Source organism: Burkholderia sp. KBS0801 (genome assembly GCF_005937855.2).
GTDB lineage: Bacteria > Pseudomonadota > Gammaproteobacteria > Burkholderiales > Burkholderiaceae > Burkholderia > Burkholderia ambifaria.
In genome coordinates this window covers 313138-330154 of record NZ_CP042179.1, presented here as the reverse complement: position 1 = coordinate 330154, position 17017 = coordinate 313138, and the positions used below count along the sequence as shown (strand labels likewise).

Below are 17017 nucleotides of genomic sequence, written 5' to 3'. Positions count from 1 at the left end.
CGCCGTTGGCCCGGCGGCGTGTCGCGGTGGTTGCCGAACCCGTGTCGATGCAGGAAATCGTAAGGCCGCGGCCGCCGCAGATTGCGCCGACAAAATTGCCCGTTCGGCATCCGGCGCGCGTTTGGCTCACGCAAACCGCACGTTTGTGTCGAATGCGTGCGCGCCTGCCCACGACGGCCGAAACGAGCGGCACGTTGCGGCAGATCGCCGCATGCACGGGCGTCGACGGTGGGGATCGCGACGGGACGTCGCGCAGGAAAGTTCAGAAGAATGCCGCTCGATCGGAACGGCTTGGCGGGAAGACGGGAAGAAGGCGGGACTGCCCGGAAACCGGGCGCGTGCAGCCGTCAGGCGACGCGCCCGCGTGCGGCGACGCGTGCGTCACCGGCATGTCGCCGCGCACGCCGGGCGGGCGCCGGCGCGACGCCCAGGAGGCAGCGTGATACGCCGGCCGCGAGCGGACGGCGCGAAGCCGTCACGCAGCGAGCCGGAATACCGATACGGCGGCCCGCAGGCGCGCCGCCTGCTCGTCCAGCGACGAAGCGGCCGCAGCCGCCTGCTCGACGAGCGCGGCGTTCTGCTGGGTGACTTCGTCCATTTGCGCGACCGCCAGCCCGATCTGTTCGATGCCGGTACTTTGCTCGGCCGATGCCGCGGAAATCTCGCCCATGATGTCGGCCACCCGGTCGATCGACCGGACGATCTCCGTCATGCGCTCGCCGGCCGTCTCGACGAGCCGGCTGCCGCTGCCGGCCCGCTCGACCGACGCGTCGATCAATCCCTTGATGTCCTTCGCGGCCGCGGCGCTGCGTTGCGCGAGCGAGCGGACTTCCGACGCAACGACGGCGAACCCGCGCCCCTCCTCGCCGGCCCGCGCGGCTTCCACCGCGGCGTTGAGCGCGAGAATGTTGGTCTGGAAGGCGATGCTTTCGATGACGACGGTAATGTCGGCGATCCGCACCGATCCATCCGAAATCTGCCGCATCGTTTCGACGACCGCCTGCACGGCGGCGCCGCCGAGTTCCGTCGCATCCTTCGCCTGGGCCACGAGCGCATTCGCCTGGCGCGCGTTGTCGGCGTTCTGTTTGACCGTGGACGTGATCTGCTCCATGCTTGCGGCCGTTTCCTGCAGCGACGCGGCCTGCTGCTCCGTGCGCTGCGACAGATCCAGGTTGCCTTGCGCGATCTCGCCGGTGCCGGTGGCGATCGAGTGGGTCGTGGTCTGGATCTCGGCGATGGTGTCGGTCAGCCGCGCCTTCATGTCGCCCAGCGCGACGAGCAGGCTGCCGGGCGCGGCGTGCGCCGTATCGAACTGCACGTCCAGTTCGCCGGCGGCGATGCGGGCGGCGATCTGCGTCGCATGCGCGGGCTCGCCGCCCAGCGTGCGCCTGACGCTGCGCAGCACGCCCCATGCGATGGCCGCGAGCGCCGCGGCGATGACGAGCGCGACGGCGCCCAGCACCATCGCGAGCCGGGCAAACGCCGCGTTGATGTCGTCGTAGAAAAATCCCGTGCCGATCCACCAGTTCCAGTCCGGAATCGCGACCACGCCCTGCAGCTTCGGCTCCAGGTCCGCGTCGGGGCTGCGCTTGATCAGCACGTCGACGAGCGCGAAATGCGCGTGCGCCATCCCCGCGCGGTACGCGTCGCTGTCGGTCATGCCGCTGGTCGTGCGGTTGCCTTTCGCGCGCGTGCCGATGAACTTCGCGTTCGGGTGCACGAGGTTGACGCCGTCGGACGTCGTGACCCAGAAGTAGCTCTTCGAATTCGCGTTGAGCGCCGCCAGCGCGGCCTTGGCCTGCTGCTGCGCCTGTTCCTGCGTGAGCGTGCCGCTCGTCTGCATCGCGCGATACGAATCGACCAGGTGCTCGGCCTTGGTCAGCAGAATGACGATCTCTTCGCGGCGGCTGTCGATCAGCGCGTCGCGCAGCGTGTGCAGCGACAACGCGGCGAGCAGGACGACGCCGAGCAACGCCGCGGCGACGAGCATCAGCAGTTTGGTGGACAACTTCATGCGGGGGCCTCGAAATATTAACCGTTCGGTACATATATCGGCCCGGGCGGCCCCGCCTTGAACGACTCGATATCGGTAATTACCCTCGTTTCGTGCGCTGACCGAACGCGCCGGGACGCGACGGCATCACGGCCGCGTCCCGGCGCTCGATGAATCGGCCGGCGCAGCCGGCTTACAGCCCGAGCTGCGTCGCCAGCTGGCCGATGTCCGACACTTCGTAATAGTTGTAGAACGGCGTGCCCGGCTCGTGGCCGCGGTTCACGAACGCCTTGTGCTTGATCCCGAGATCCTCGGCCGTCATCAGGTCGTAGCGCAGGCTCGACGACACGTGCAGCACGTCCTCAGGCTTGCAGCCGAGCTTGTCGAACATGTATTCGAAGCCCTGCATCCGCGGCTTGTACGACTGCGCCTGCTGCGCGGTGAACACCGCATGGAACGGCGCGCCGAGCTTGTCGACGTTGCTCATGATCTGGTCGTCCATCGCGTTCGACAGGATCACGAGCTTGTACTTCGACGCCAGCCGCGACAGCCCGGCCGGCACGTCCGGGTGCGGGCCCCACGTCGGCACCGCATGATAGAAAAGCTCGGCCTCGGCTTCGTCGAACTTCACGCCGACCCGTGCGCACGTGCGGCGGACCGCGTTGACGACGACGTCGCGGTACGGCTTCCACGCGCCGAGCACCTCGTCGAGCCGATAGGCGGCGAACGCGCGCACGAAGGCCTCCATCGTGGCCGGCGACAACCGATCCGCATAGATTTCGCGCGCCGTCTCGGCCATCCGGAAATGGGTCAGCGTGCCGTAGCAGTCGAAGGTGATGTACTTCGGTTCAAACTGGATCATGGTCAGGTCCTGTCGGTGTGAAGCCCCGGCAGGGCCGGGGATGGGCTGGGTTGTACAAAATTGAATCAGGGCAAAAAATCCGTCGCACGTCGTTCAATGCCGCCCGAAACGCACGATCGCCGCGTGTTGCGCGCCCTGCACGGCACGATCTGCGGTGCGCGCCCGTGCGGTGCACGCCGGCGGGCCGACGGGTCTCGCGACACCGCCACGCGCATGCCCGGCACGGCCGCCGCGCGGTGCGGCGCGGCAACCGCCGCCGCGCCACCACGGTGCTCCCATCGTACCGGCGTTCATGCAGCACAAGCTGTCGGATTGACGGGCCCGGCCGGCACGACGCGCGCGTTCGTCCGCGCCGATCGAGCCGGTTTGCATCGATCTCGCGCGGCCGCCCGCCGACGCCGGAAAACAGGCGAATCGTCCTATCCGCGCCCGTGGGTCGCTGGCAGAGTCGATAGGTCATTTCTACCCATCCGGAGTCCGGCGTGGCCGACCTCAATCCTTCCCGCACGCTTACCTATCGCCCGTTCGTCGACACCGACCTGCCCGCCGCGCACCGCCTGTCGGAAGCGGTCAAGTGGCCGCACCGCCTCGACGACTGGCGCTTCGCGCTCCAGCTCGGCGGCGGCTTCGTCGCCGAGGACGAATCCGGCGTCGTCGGCACCGCGCTCGGCTGGCGCTTCGACGACTCACACGCGTCGCTCGGCATGGTGATCGTGTCGCCCGAGCGCCAGGGCCGCGGCATCGGCCGCGAACTGCTCGCACGCGTCGTCGACAGTCTCGGCGCGCGCACGATATTCCTGCATGCGACGCCGTCCGGCGAACCGCTCTATGTGAAGTTCGGCTTCGAAGCGATCGCCACGATCGACCAGCACCAGGGCGCCGCGTTCCAGCCGCCGCTGATCTCGCTGCCGCCGGGCGAGCGCCTGCGCCCGCTCGGCACGAACGACGGGCCGCGCCTCGCGGCGCTCGCGTCGCGCGCCGCAGGCTACGAGCGCGGCGCGGTAGTCGATGCGCTGCTCGACGTCGCGAACGGGATCGCGCTCGATCGCGATGGCGAACTGCTCGGCTTCGCGCTGTTCCGGCGCTTCGGCCGCGGCCATGTGATCGGCCCGGTGATCGCGCCGGACGCGCTGCGCGCGCAGGCGCTGATCAGCCACTGGCTCGCGCTGCACGAAGGCATGTTCGTGCGCCTCGACGTGCCGGGCGACAGCGGGCTGTCCGACTGGCTGCAGGGGCTCGGCCTGCCGCGTGTCGATACCGTCGTCGCGATGGCGCGCGGTGCGGCGCCCGCGCGCGATCCGGCGCTGCGCGCGTTCGCGATCGTCAACCAGGCGCTCGGCTGAGCGACGCGCACGATGAGCTTCCTGTACAAAGCCGACCCGGTGCGCGGCGCGCAATGGGCACAACGCTTCGCGCAACGCGCGCCCGAGCTCCCATTCCGGATCTGGCCGGATCTCGGCGATCCGCACGACGTGCGCTACCTCGCCGCGTGGCAACCGCCGGATGATCCGGTCGCGCTGCTGCCCAACCTCGAGGTCGTGTTCTCGGTCGGCGCCGGCATCGATCAGTTCGACCTGTCGCGCGTGCCCGCACACATTCCGGTCGTGCGGATGATCGAGCCGGGCATCGTCGAAGGGATGGTCGAATACGTGACGCAGGCCGTGCTGACGATCCACCGCGACCTGTTCGACTACGCGGCGCAACAGCGCGTCCAGACATGGTGCGAGAAGCCGGTGCGCGCGGCCGCGTCGCGGCGCGTCGGCGTGCTCGGGCTCGGCACGCTCGGCCAGGCCGTGCTCGACACGCTGCGGCGCTTCGGTTTCCCGTGCGCGGGCTGGAGCCGCACGCCGCGCACGCTCGACGGCATCGACTGCTACGCGGGCGACGCAGCGCTCGACGCGTTCCTGGCCCGCACCGACATCCTGATCTGCCTGCTGCCGCTCACCGACAGCACGCGCGGCCTGCTTGGCGCTCGCGTGTTCGACGCGCTGCCGGCCGGCGCATCGCTCGTGCAGGTCGGGCGCGGCCCGCAGCTCGATGCGGCCGCGCTGCTCGCCGCGCTCGACAGCGGCCGGCTCGACAGCGCGATCCTCGACGTGACGGAGCCCGAACCGCTGCCGGCCGGCCACCCGTTCTGGACGCATCCGCGCATTCGCATCACGCCGCACATCGCGAGCGCGACGCGGCCCGACACCGCGGTCGACGCGGTGCTCGAGAACCTCGCGCGCCATCGCGCGGGCCAGCCGATGATCGGCATCGTCGATCGCGCGCGCGGCTACTGACGCGCTCGCCCGGCCCGGCGGGGCGCGCAGCAGAAAATGCCGCAGCGCCCCGTGCAAACGCCGCGACCATACGTTTCGGGCGACAAATTGAAGACGCGTGCGGATTTCTCGCCCGGTAGCATGGACTCACCGCTGACACCCGACGAGAGTCCCGCCCTGCCATGAACCAAGCCGCGCTGATCGAAGCCGATCGTCAACACCTGATCCACCCCGTCGTCAACTATCGCGCGCACGAGGCGCGCGGCGTCACCGTGCTCGAATCCGCTAACGGCGTGTTCCTGCGCGACGCCGACGGCCATACATTGCTCGATGCGTTCTCGGGCCTGTGGTGCGTGAACGTCGGCTACGGCCGCGACAGCATCGTGAAGGCCGCCGCCGAGCAGATGACGAAGCTGCCCTACGCGACCGGCTATTTCCATTTCGGCTCGCAGCCCGCGATCGAGCTCGCCGAACGGCTCGCGGCGCTCGCGCCGCCGTCGCTGAACCGCGTGTACTTCACGCTCGGCGGCTCGGATGCGGTCGATTCCGCGGTGCGCTTCATCACGCACTATTTCAACGCGACCGGCCGCCCGTCGAAGAAGCAGATGATCGCGCTCGAGCGCGGCTATCACGGTTCGTCGTCGATCGGCGCGGGGCTCACCGCGCTGCCCGCGTTCCACCGCCATTTCGACCTGCCGCGCGCGGACCAGCACCATATTCCGTCGCCCTACCCGTATCGCCACCCGCTCGGCGACGATCCGCAGGCGCTGATCGCCGCGTCGGTCGCCGCGCTCGAAGCGAAGGTCGCGGAACTCGGCGCGGACAATGTCGCCGCGTTCTTCTGCGAGCCCGTGCAGGGCTCCGGCGGCGTGATCGTGCCGCCGGCCGGCTGGCTGAAGGCGATGCGCGACGCCTGCCGGCGCCTCGGCATCCTGTTCGTCGCCGACGAGGTGATCACCGGCTTCGGCCGCACGGGCCCGCTGTTCGCGTGCGAGGCCGAGCAGGTCGATCCGGACCTGATGACCGTCGCGAAGGGCTTGACCGCCGGCTATGCGCCGATGGGCGCGGTGCTGATGTCCGACGAAATCTACGAAGGCCTCGCGGGCAGCCGCGCGGAGTCGGCCGTGGTCGGTCACGGGCATACGTATTCCGCGCACCCGGTCAGCGCGGCGATCGGCCTCGAGGTGCTCAAGCTCTATCACGAAGGCGGGCTGCTCGCGAACGGCCAGGCGATGGCGCCGCGCTTCGCGGCGGGGCTCGATGCGCTGCGCGCGCATCCGCTCGTCGGCGACGCGCGCTCGGTCGGCCTGCTCGGCGCGCTCGAACTGGTGTCCGACAAGGCGCGCAAGACGCGCTTCGACCCGGCGCTGAACGTGCCCGACCGGATCGCGGCGGCCGCGTACGCGAACGGCGTGGTGTTTCGCGCATTCGGCGACGGCGTGCTCGGTTTCGCGCCGGCGCTGAGCTTCACGGCGGGCGAGTTCGACCTGCTGTTCGAACGCGTGCGCAAGACGCTCGACGACGTGCTGGCCGACCCGGGCGTGCAGCGCGCGCTGGACGCCGCGCACGCGCAGCCGGCCTGAGCTGGCCGAGGGAAAGCCGGGCTTGTGGCGGCCATCGTTCGACTCTAAAGTAACCGGACATTCCATTTTTCCGCTCTCACGTGAACATGACGGACAGCAAGCTGGATCGCATCGACCTGCGCATCCTCTCCCAGTTGCAGAAGCGCGGCCGCATGACCAACGTCGAACTGGCCGATGCGGTCGGGCTGTCGCCCAGTCCCTGCCTGATCCGCGTGAAGCGGCTCGAGAAGGCCGGCTACATCGGCGGCTACGGCGCGCACATCCAGCTCGAGAAGCTCGGCGACGTGCAGGTCGTGTTTACCGAGGTCACGCTGGCCGACCACCGCCGCGAGGACTTCGACCGCTTCGTCGCGGCGATCCGCAACGTCGACGAGATCGTCGAGTGCCATCTCGCGAGCGGCGGCTACGACTATCTGCTGAAGTTCATCACGCGCAGCGTGAGCCATTACCAGACGATCGTCGAAGGGCTGCTCGAGCAGAACATCGGCATCGAGAAGTATTTCAGCTACGTGATCATCAAGTCGCCGTTCGTCAAACGGCACTACCCGCTCGAATCGCTGTTCGGCGAACGTCACTGACTACCGCAGCGTGCGGCACCCATGAGCGCGGCAGTTCGCTGTCCGCGCGGGGTAGTCGCGCACCCGCACCGCAGCCGCCGTCGCCGAATCGCTTCACACAAGGACCTGTCATGCCGCTTACGCTCTCCCGACCCGAACTCGTTCGCACCGCCAACCTGATCGACGGCGCGTGGCGCGACGCGCGCGACGGCCGTCGCTTCGACGTCACCGATCCGGCCACGCTCGACACCGTGGCCCACGCCCCCGACAGCGACGCCGCCGACGCGCGCGCCGCGACCGACGCGGCAGCACGCGCGCTGCCCGCCTGGCGCGCGACGCCCGCTCGCGACCGCGCCACGATCCTGCGTGCGTGGCACGCGGCGATCGTCGCGCATACCGACGATCTCGCGAAGCTGATGTCGCGCGAACAGGGCAAGCCGCTCGCCGAAGCGCGCGGCGAAGTCGCATACGGCGCGTCGTACGTGCAGTGGTTCGCCGAGGAAGCGACGCGCACCTACGGCGACCTGATTCCGCAGCAGCAGCGCGGCAAGCGGCTGAGTGCGGTCAAGGAGCCGATCGGCATCGTCGCCGCGATCACGCCGTGGAATTTCCCGCTCGCGATGATCGCGCGCAAGATCGCGCCCGCGCTCGCGGCCGGCTGCACGGTCGTCGCGAAGCCGGCCGAGGACACGCCGCTCACCGCGCTCGCGCTCGCGTTCCTCGCGCAGGAAGCCGGCGTGCCGCCCGGCGTGCTGAACATGATCGCCGCGTCGCGTGAACGCGGCGTCGACGCGGTGGCCGACTGGCTCGCCGATGGCCGCGTGCGCAAGATCACGTTCACCGGATCGACGCCCGTCGGCAAGCTGCTCGCACGCGAATCGGCGGCGACGCTGAAGAAGCTGTCGCTGGAACTCGGCGGCAATGCGCCGTTCATCGTGTTCGACGATGCCGAACTCGACGCGGCGGTCGACGGGCTGATGGCCGCCAAGTTCCGCAACGGCGGGCAAACCTGCGTGTCGCCGAACCGCGTGTACGTGCAGACCGGCGTCTACGATGCGTTCGCCGCCAAGCTCACCGCCCGTGTCGCGGCGCTGAAGGTCGCGCCCGCGACCGACCCTGCCGCGCAGATCGGCCCGATGATCAACGCACGCGCGGTCGACAAGATCGCGCGCCACGTCGGGGACGCGATCGAACGCGGTGCACGCGTGCTTACGGGCGGCAAGCGCCTGCCCGAACTCGGGCCGAACTACTACGCGCCGACGGTGCTCGGCGACGCCACCGCCGACATGCAGCTGACCTGCGAGGAAACCTTCGGGCCGATCGCCGCGCTGTTCCGGTTCGACACGGAAGACGAAGCCGTCGACGCCGCGAACGACACGCCGTTCGGGCTCGCCGCGTATTTCTATACGCAGGACGTGCGCCGCATCGCGCGCGTGTCGGCACGGCTCGAAACGGGCCTCGTCGGCATCAACGAAGGCGCGCTCGCGAGCGAGGCCGCGCCGTTCGGCGGCGTGAAGGAATCGGGCTACGGCCGCGAAGGCTCGCGCTACGGCCTCGACGATTACCTGTCGATCAAGTACCTGTGTCAGGGCGGGCTGGACTGAAGCCGCGCCACCGCCGTCATCCGCGGCGGTTATGCAATCGTCACGCAGTCGTTGCACGGCGCGCCGCTGCCGGCGCGCCCCGCTCGCACACGTTTGCGGTGCCTGCGCGCAGTCATCGCCTCGCATGCCGGCCTCGATTTCCGGGCGCACCTGCCGTTAACCCGGATTTGACCAGCGCCGCTGCCGTCGCAGCCCGCTTCCCGTACGAGCGCGAGCCATGCCTGCATCCTCTTCGATCGAGAAAATTGCCGACTGGGCCGGCCGCCACCACCTGATCGTCGGTGTGCTCGGCACGCTGATGTCGGTCGCGGCGCTCGGCATCAGCGCGGTGACGCTGTGGGCCGCGCGCAGCGAAGTCGTCGAACATGCGCACGAGACGTCGCGCAATGTCGCGGCTGTCCTCGTCAGCGAGATCGCGCGCACCGTCGAAACGTCCAACAACGCGCTCGTGTCGCTCGCCGCCGATCTCGGCAACCCCGCGATCGTGCGCCTGAAGGCCGGCTTGCGTCACGACGTGCTGTTCGAGCGCACGGCCGCGCAATACGTGACCGGCATGGGCGTGACGGACCGCTACGGGCGGCTGATCGACGGTTGTTGCGGCCCGACACACAACTGGGACTTCAGCGATCGCGACTACTTCAAGGTCCATCGCGATTCGGACAACGTCGGCCTCTACGTGTCCGAGGCGTACCGCGCGCGTTCGCGCGGCGGCACCGAATCGATCGCGCTGTCGCGGCGCATCGAACGGCCGGATCATGCATTCGACGGGATCGCGGTGGTCGCCGTCGATCTCGCCTACTTCGATCAGCTGCTGTCGCGGTTGAACGTCGGCCCGCACGGCGTCAGCGCGATCCTGCGCGCGGACGGCACGATCCTCGCGCGCAATCCGCCGTTGACCGATCACCAGATGGTGCGCGTGCGCCGGTCGAAGTCGTTCGAGCGGATGGTGAGCCGCGAAGCGGGCTTCTATGCCGCGCGCTCGAGCATCGACGGGACCTTGCGGCTGTACACATATCAGCGGGTACCCGGCACGCCGCTGATCGCCGTGGTCGCGCCGGCCGAGCGCGACGTGCTGGCCGGCATCACGCGCCTGACGTGGACGGCGGGCGTGTCGGCGTGCGTCATTGGCGCGCTGTTCTGCGCGGTGGTGTGGCTGCTCGCCTTCGCGCTGCGCGACAACCTGCGCAAGCAGACGCTGCTCACGGACCTCACGCGCACCGATCCGCTGACGGGCCTGCACAACCGTCGCGCACTCGATGCCGCGCTCGCCGACGAATGGGAACGGCTGCAGCGCGGCAGCGACGGCAGCCTGTCGGTGCTGTTCATCGATGCCGATCACTTCAAGCAGTACAACGACCGCTACGGCCATGCGCAAGGCGACACCGCGCTGCGCTTTCTCGCCGAATGCATCCGCGCGCATACGCGACGGCGCGGCGACCTCGCCGCACGTTACGGCGGCGAGGAATTCGTCGCGGTGTTGCCCGACACGGACGAGCGCGGTGCGCAGCAGGTCGCCGAGGCGATTCGCGGCGCCGTGGAGCGCAACCGGCTCGACGGGTTCGACGCGACGATGCCGGCCTTCACGGTCAGCATCGGCTGCGCGACCGGCCATCGCGCGCGGCCGCCGTCCGTGCATGCGCTCACGCATCAGGCCGACCTCGCCCTCTATGCGGCCAAGCGCCAGGGCAGAAACCGCGTGTGCGTCGCCGACGTGGAATCGCTCGCGCAACCGGCGTGAGCGCTGCGGTTCCGGTCTCCTGATTCGACCGCGCACGCTTGCGCGGCTTGCGCGTCGCCGTCCACTATCGTGGCTTCGCCGACGACCGGATCGCTCCGTCCGGCATGGTCAGCATCACGAATTCACCAAATAGTGAGAATTCGTGCGCGTCGACCACGCGCCGCAACAAATCCTTAACCGCCACGTCACGATCGCCCACGACAATCCGCCATCTTCGACCCTCAGGATGGAGTCTTGCATGTTGGTATCACGGAGCCGTTTCCCGCTGCACGTCGCAGCGCTGTCGAGTGCGTTCGTTCTGGTCGCCTGCGGCGGCGGTGACGACGTCGCGTCGACGAACCCGACCATCGCGGCCGTTCCCGCGCCGCCGGCGGACCCGGGCTTCGTCGACAGCGCCCCCGTGCCGAGCGTGCCGGCCTTCGTCGACAACATCGCGACCAACCAGCGCGGCGACGCGCGCTATGCCACGCTGTCGACCAACGCGGCCGTGCGCGTGGTGAGCCGCTTCCTCTACCTGTGGCAGCCGTCGACGATGCTGGTCGATGCGGGCGTGAGCGCGCCGGCCAACGGCGCGTTTCCGGCGATCTCGCCGTCGACCTGCTCGGGCCTGCCAGGCAGCGGCACGCCGTGCGGCACGATCCTGAACGACACGGTGCTGGCGGCGAATGTGCAGTACGTGGTCAACGCAACGACCGCGCGCACGCAACAGCAGGCCGACGCCGCCTACTTCGACGACCGGCGCGGCAAGGGCTATAGCGTGACCGACGGCATGGGCCCGCTCACCAGCGCGTGGCGCACGGCCGCGCAGCAGACCACCAGCATCACCAGCGTGCCCGCCGACGCGACAACGGTGCTGTACAACGACGCGGGCAACAACGTCGGCGTCGGCAGCAGCACGAACGCGAGCTTCGGCAAGGTCGTCGACCTGCTCAACGAAATGGGCACCAACGCGTCGACCGAACCGTCGAAGCGCTTCTACAAGTACGCGCGGCCGTATCGCTGGAGTTCGAGCGTCGTCGTCGCGCCGACGCTCGTGCCGGCGGAAAGCACGACGCCCGCGACCGACGGCGGCTTCATCAGCGGCCACGAGGCCGAAGCGATGCGCGATGCGATGACGATGGCGTGGCTCGTGCCGGAGCGATTCCAGGAGATGGTGAGCCGCGGCCTCGAACTGGGCGAGAACCGGATCCTCGCCGGCATGCACTCGCCACTCGACGTGATCGGCGGCCGCATGCTCGCGCTGGCTGTCAGCGCGGCGAACCTGAGTGCGTATGCAAGCGATGCGCAGGCCGCGTACAACCAGGCCCACCAGGCGCTGCAGCAGCTCACGGGGACGACCGGCACGACGTTCGCCGCGTTCGCGCACTCGGGCACGCCGGCCAACGACCGGTTCGCCGATTACACGGCGAACAAGGCGGCCTTCGCGCGCCGCATGACGTTCGGCTTCGGCGCGATCGAGTCGACCGACGCACCGCCCGTCGTGCCGAAGGGCGCGGAAATCCTGCTGCAGACGCGCTTCCCGTACCTGAGCGCCGACCAGCGCCGCGTCGTGCTGAAGACGACCGAGCTGCAGTCCGGCTACCCGGTGATGGACGACGCGGAAGGCTGGGGCCGCCTGAACCTGTTCGCCGCAGGCGACGGCTACGGCGCGTTCAATGGCAACGTGATCGTGTCGATGGACGCATCGCAGGGCGGACTCAACGCGGCCGACCAGTGGCGCAACGACATCGCCGGCGCCGGCAAGCTGACGCTGCAAGGCACCGGCACGCTGACGCTGGCGGGCAACAACCGCTATGCGGGAGGCACTCAGGTCAATGGCGGCACGCTCGCCGCGGCCTCCGCGTCGGCGTTCGGCAATGGCGACGTGTACGTCGGTGCCGGTGGCAGCGTCCGGATCGCGGCGAGCGTGCCCGTCACGATCGCGACGCGCTATACGCAGCTCGACAACGCGACGCTCGAACTCGACATCGACGGCAACGGCGGCGGCCTGCTGCGCGTGGGCGGGCAATTGACCGTCGCGGGCGGTACGCTGCACGTGAAGTTCGTGAACGGCTATGCGCCGAAGGCCGGCGACACGATCGCGCTGATCGACGGCGCTGCGGGCGCGGCGAAGTTTTCGACGGTCACGGTAGACGGGTTCAAGGCGACGCCGGTTTATACGGCGACGGGCGTGTCGGTGAGGTTGTCCGCGTCGTGATCGTTGCACGGGGCGTGCGACGTCGCTTTGATCGCTTTCAACGCGTTGATCGCGTCGTCGCGGCGCACCGTGCAGGCATTCGCGTCACCGTGGATCGAGGCCGCTGCGTTGCAGGATCGCGGCGGCCGGCGCGGTCTTCAGAAAGGCCACGAACGCGCGTGACGCGTCGGCGGCCCGTGCGTCCACGGCGATGGCGGACGCAATCACGCTCGTCTTCTGAACGTCGGCCGGCAACGGGCCGGCGAAATCGATGCCGGGCGTCACCTTCAATTCGCTGATCTGCTGCAGGCCGAGTTCCGCGTCGCCGCGCGCGAGCGCCGTGCCGACCAGCTCCTTGCCGCGCACGAGCACGCTCTTCGATTTCATCTGCTCGGCAATCCCGAGTTTCTCGAACAGCACGCCGACGATATAGGTCCCGCTCGCACCTTCGGAGAACGCGACCGAACGCGCGCTCAACAGCGCGCGGCGCAACGCGTCGACCGTGCCGACGTCGGGCACGGCCACGCCGTGGCGCACCGCGACGCCGATGCCGGTCGCCGCGATGTCTTCGAGCGTCCCCCGATCGAACCTGCCGGCGTCGACTTCCCGCTCCAACGCGGGCTTGATCATGAAGCAGATGTCGACGGCTTCGCCATTGCGCACGCGCATCGGCAGGGCCTCCGGCGACGTGCCGTACGACGGCCCCCATTCAATCTTCAGACGGTGCCCGGACGATTGCTCGAACGCGGGCGCCAGTCGGTCGAACGCGCCGTGCAACGCGCCCGTCGCCAGCACGTGGATGTCGTCCGCGTGCGCGGCCGCCGGCCCGGCGCCGAGTGCGATCCATGCGGCGGCGGCGAGCGCTGCCCGCCAGTTTGTCCGGTCCTTCATGCGTGCTCCTTGTGGTTGACTTGAACGCGGCGTTCGCCGCGCGGCTCGGCAAGCGATGGAGCGCCGGCACGGTGCCGCGCGCGTGCTTTGACAAAGCCCTGATGAACCTGTATTTCTATCCCGCATGCGCGACTCCCACCCTTCCCGTTCGCCCGCCACGACCACGCGCGGCCCGTCGTCGACGGTGTCCAACCGCTCGCTGGAACGCGGGCTCGACGTGCTGCGCGCGTTCGGCTCCGGCGCGACCCTGCTCGGCAACGGCGACCTCGTCGAACTCACCGGTCTGCCGAAAGCCACGGTCACGCGGCTGGCGCGCACGCTCGTCGAAGCCGGTTATCTCGAACACGATCCCGTGCACCGCGGCTATCGGCTCGGACTGCCGGTGCTCGGCCTCGCGCATGCGCTCAGGAGCGGCTCGACGGTACTGCAGGCCGCGGCCCCGCGGTTGCGCGAAACGGCCCAGTCGCTGCACATCAACGTCGGCATCGCAGGCCCTGACCGCGACGACATGGTCTACCTGGAATCGATCCGCTACAGCCCGCGCGCGTCGCTTCGCACCGTCGTCAGCGGCCAGCGCGTGCCGATGGCGCTGACTTCGCTCGGCCGCGCGTTCCTTGCGTCGCTGCCGGACGCCGACCAGGCGCGGCAACTCGCCGAGCTCAAACGGCATCGCACTTCATGGCCGCGCATCCGTGCCGAGATCGACGACGCCGTCGCATCGGTGCGCGCGCAAGGATTCTGCGTCGCCAGCTGGCAGCCGGAAGTCGTCGCGCTCGCGACCCCGCTCGAAATCGCGGGCCACCGCACGCTCGCGCTCAATTTCAGCGTGCGCACGCTCGATGCGCCGTCGGCCGTCGCCGCGCGCCTGTCGGCGGCGCTGCTGGCCTTGCGCGACGACATCGTCGCCGCGACGCTGCGCCTCGACAGCTGACGCGACGACGAACCGCTTGCGCAGGCTTCAGCGTTCGCGAATCGCGCGGGCCGGAATGCCGAGCACGACCGCGAGGCCGCCGAGCACCGACACGATCGCGACCGTGTAGAGGCCGATCGCGCTGCTGCCGAAGTGCGTCGACGTGTAGCCGATCACCGACGGCGCCGCCATGCCGCCGAACTGGCCGAGACTGCTGATCAGCCCGATCCCGCTCGCGGCCACGGTGCTCGACAGATACGCGGGCGGAATCGTCCAGAACAGCGACAGCATCCCGAGATAGCCGGCCGTCGCGATGCAGAGGAGTACGATGAGTGCCGTCGGCTGCGATGCGGCGGCCGGCAACAGCGCGACGCCGAGCGCGGCCATCACGGCGCTGCCCATGAAATGCCAGCGCCGTTCGAGCTTGCGATCGGAATGCCGGCCGAGCAGATACATCGCGACCGCGCCGAACACGTAAGGGATCGCCGACAGCAGCCCGATGGTCCAGAAGTTCGTGATGCCGCTCTTGCGGATCACGCTCGGCGCCCACACGTGCACGACGATGCTCGCCCACGGCACGCTGAAATACGCGAACGTCAGGAAATAGAACTTCGGCTCCTTCAGCGCATCCCAGATCGAGCCGTGCGCGTGCGATGCCTTCAGCGCCGCATCGTGTTCGAGTTCGCGCAGCAGCAGCGCCTTCTCGTCGTCGCTCAGCCACGTCGCCTGCTCCGGCCGATCGGTCAGATACAGGTAGGCGAACAGGCCGGCCACGACCGACGGCAACCCTTCGATCACGAAGAGCCACTGCCAGCCCTTCAGGTGCAGCGCGCCCGACAGGTTGTTCAGGATCAAACCGGACACCGGGCCGCTGACGATGCCCGATACGCAGATCGCCGTCATGAACAGCGCGGTGACGCGCGCGCGGCGCGCCGACGGAAACCAGTACGTGAAATACAGGATGATGCCGGGGAAGAAACCGGCCTCTGCGACGCCGAGCAGCACGCGTGCGATGTAGAACTGCATCGGCGTCTGCACGAACGCGGTCCCCGCCGATACGAGCCCCCACAACGCCATGATCCGCATCAGCGTCTTGCGCACGCCGACCCGCGCGAGCCACAGGTTGCTCGGCACCTCGAACAGCATGTAACCGGCATAGAACAGGCCGACGCCAAAACCGAACGCCGCTTCGCTCAGCCCGATGTCCCGCGAGAACTGCAGATGGGCGAAGCCGATGTTGGCGCGATCGATATACGCGAACACGTAGCAGACGAACAGGAACGGCAATAGCCGCCTCGTGACCTTCGCATATACCGCGTCGAGTGCCGGCCGATCGGCGCCGCTTCGCTCGAGCGGTTCCGTTGCAATGGCGTGTTGCATCTTGTCTCCAGTCTTGTTGATCGCGCCGCGACGCCGAATCGGTGTGTTGTTTTCACCTGTCGCGGTGAAATCGATTATCGGCGGCTGGCGGCAAGCCGCAACCGCGGTGTTTCACTGAATGAAACAACGACTGGCCACCTGACAGTTTCATTCAGTGAAACCGCGCCGATGGCAGCCGCGTGGGGCTGCGCTACGCTTGCAGCAACCGGATCGGCCCCGCGCCATGCGCCGCCGGTTCATCGCACCGCTTTCGTTCTCCACGCAGGAAGAGATCATGCAAACCATCGACGTCACGATTCAATCGAACATCGCGACCCTGACCCTGAACCGCCCCGACAAGCGCAATGCCGTCAGCGACGCGATGCGCGCGGAGCTCATCGAAGCGCTCGATTCGCTCGCACGCGCGCCGGAAGTGCGCGCCGTCATCGTCACCGGCAGCGGCAAGGGGTTCTGCGCGGGCGGCGACATCGCCGGGATGGCGCAGCGCATGGACGCGCCGGCCGACGAGGTCGCGTTCAACGGCTGGTCGCGCCAGCAGCGTGTCCATCATGCCGTCTCGCTGCTGCACACGATGCCGAAGCCGACGATCGCGGCCGTCAATGGCGCCGCGGCCGGGCTGGGCGCCGACATGGCGCTGTCGTGCGATTTCGTGATCGCGTCGGAAGCGGCGACGTTCGTGTGGAGCTACATCAAGCGCGGATTGATTCCCGACGGCGGCGGCCTGTATTTCCTGCCGCGGCGCGTCGGGCTCGCGGCCGCCAAGGACCTGATCTTCAGCGGCCGTAAGGTCGACGCGCGCGAGGCGCGCGAACTGGGCATCGCCGACCGGATCAGCACGCCCGACACGCTGCTCGCCGATGCCACCGCGTGGGCGAGCGAACTGATCCAGGGCTCGCCCACCGCGCTCGCGCTCGGCAAGGCGATCCTGAACCAGAGCTACGAGTTGTCGGCGCCGCAAGTGCTGTCGCAAGGCAGCCAGGCGCAGGCGATCTGCTACACGAGCCGCGAGCACCGCGATGCCGTGCGCGCCTTCCTCGACAACGTGCGCTGAGCGCCGCCAGG

13 protein-coding genes are annotated in these 17017 nt (G+C 68.9%); 9 read left to right on the top strand and 4 right to left on the bottom strand.

The features are described from left to right. Positions 1–475: 475 nt before the first annotated feature. Complete coding sequence (locus FFI87_RS30940; protein WP_138850355.1) at positions 476–2014, bottom strand: methyl-accepting chemotaxis protein; 1539 nt, start codon at positions 2012–2014, stop codon at positions 476–478. A gap of 172 nt (positions 2015–2186) precedes the next feature. Beyond that, a complete protein-coding gene (locus FFI87_RS30935; protein ID WP_006749698.1) occupies positions 2187–2855 on the bottom strand; it encodes a haloacid dehalogenase type II in 669 nt (222 codons plus the stop codon). 482 nt (positions 2856–3337) lie between these two features. Between FFI87_RS30935 and FFI87_RS30930 the strand changes: the two genes are divergently transcribed. The 7 genes from FFI87_RS30930 to FFI87_RS30900 all read left to right on the top strand — a co-directional run bounded on the left by FFI87_RS30930 (position 3338) and on the right by FFI87_RS30900 (position 12795). Further along, positions 3338–4198 carry a GNAT family N-acetyltransferase gene (locus FFI87_RS30930; protein WP_012372391.1) on the top strand — a complete coding sequence of 287 codons (861 nt, stop codon included), beginning with the start codon at positions 3338–3340 and terminating at the stop codon, positions 4196–4198. A gap of 12 nt (positions 4199–4210) precedes the next feature. Then, positions 4211–5137 (top strand): 2-hydroxyacid dehydrogenase, encoded by a 927-nt coding sequence (locus FFI87_RS30925; protein WP_012372390.1) that lies wholly within the window; start codon positions 4211–4213, stop codon positions 5135–5137. A gap of 161 nt (positions 5138–5298) precedes the next feature. Then, positions 5299–6699: an aspartate aminotransferase family protein gene (locus FFI87_RS30920; protein WP_012372388.1), complete on the top strand. Its 1401-nt coding sequence runs from the start codon at positions 5299–5301 to the stop codon at positions 6697–6699. A gap of 86 nt (positions 6700–6785) precedes the next feature. Next, entirely contained in the window at positions 6786–7277 is a 492-nt protein-coding gene (locus FFI87_RS30915; RefSeq protein WP_006749694.1) for an Lrp/AsnC family transcriptional regulator, read from the top strand. 110 nt (positions 7278–7387) lie between these two features. Beyond that, positions 7388–8860, top strand: coding sequence for an NAD-dependent succinate-semialdehyde dehydrogenase (locus tag FFI87_RS30910; protein ID WP_012372387.1), 1473 nt, complete (start codon positions 7388–7390; stop codon positions 8858–8860). A gap of 217 nt (positions 8861–9077) precedes the next feature. Continuing rightward, positions 9078–10598, top strand: a complete 1521-nt coding sequence (locus tag FFI87_RS30905) for a GGDEF domain-containing protein (protein ID WP_138850354.1) — start codon at positions 9078–9080, stop codon at positions 10596–10598. A 238-nt stretch (positions 10599–10836) separates the two neighbouring features. After that, a complete protein-coding gene (locus FFI87_RS30900) occupies positions 10837–12795 on the top strand; it encodes a phosphatase PAP2 family protein (RefSeq protein WP_138850353.1) in 1959 nt (652 codons plus the stop codon). An 84-nt stretch (positions 12796–12879) separates the two neighbouring features. Here FFI87_RS30900 and FFI87_RS30895 read toward each other — a convergent pair whose 3' ends face one another. Further along, a complete protein-coding gene (locus FFI87_RS30895; protein WP_138850352.1) occupies positions 12880–13665 on the bottom strand; it encodes a substrate-binding domain-containing protein in 786 nt (261 codons plus the stop codon). 124 nt (positions 13666–13789) lie between these two features. On the opposite strand from FFI87_RS30895, the gene FFI87_RS30890 reads away from it, so the two are divergent. After that, entirely contained in the window at positions 13790–14596 is an 807-nt protein-coding gene (locus FFI87_RS30890) for an IclR family transcriptional regulator (protein ID WP_138850351.1), read from the top strand. A 27-nt stretch (positions 14597–14623) separates the two neighbouring features. Here the strand turns inward: FFI87_RS30890 and FFI87_RS30885 are convergent, their stop codons facing one another. After that, positions 14624–15955: an MFS transporter gene (locus FFI87_RS30885; RefSeq protein ID WP_012372382.1), complete on the bottom strand. Its 1332-nt coding sequence runs from the start codon at positions 15953–15955 to the stop codon at positions 14624–14626. A 274-nt stretch (positions 15956–16229) separates the two neighbouring features. Here FFI87_RS30885 and FFI87_RS30880 point away from each other — a divergent pair, with 274 nt between their 5' ends. Beyond that, positions 16230–17006 (top strand): enoyl-CoA hydratase/isomerase family protein, encoded by a 777-nt coding sequence (locus tag FFI87_RS30880; RefSeq protein WP_138850350.1) that lies wholly within the window; start codon positions 16230–16232, stop codon positions 17004–17006. Positions 17007–17017 lie beyond the last annotated feature (11 nt).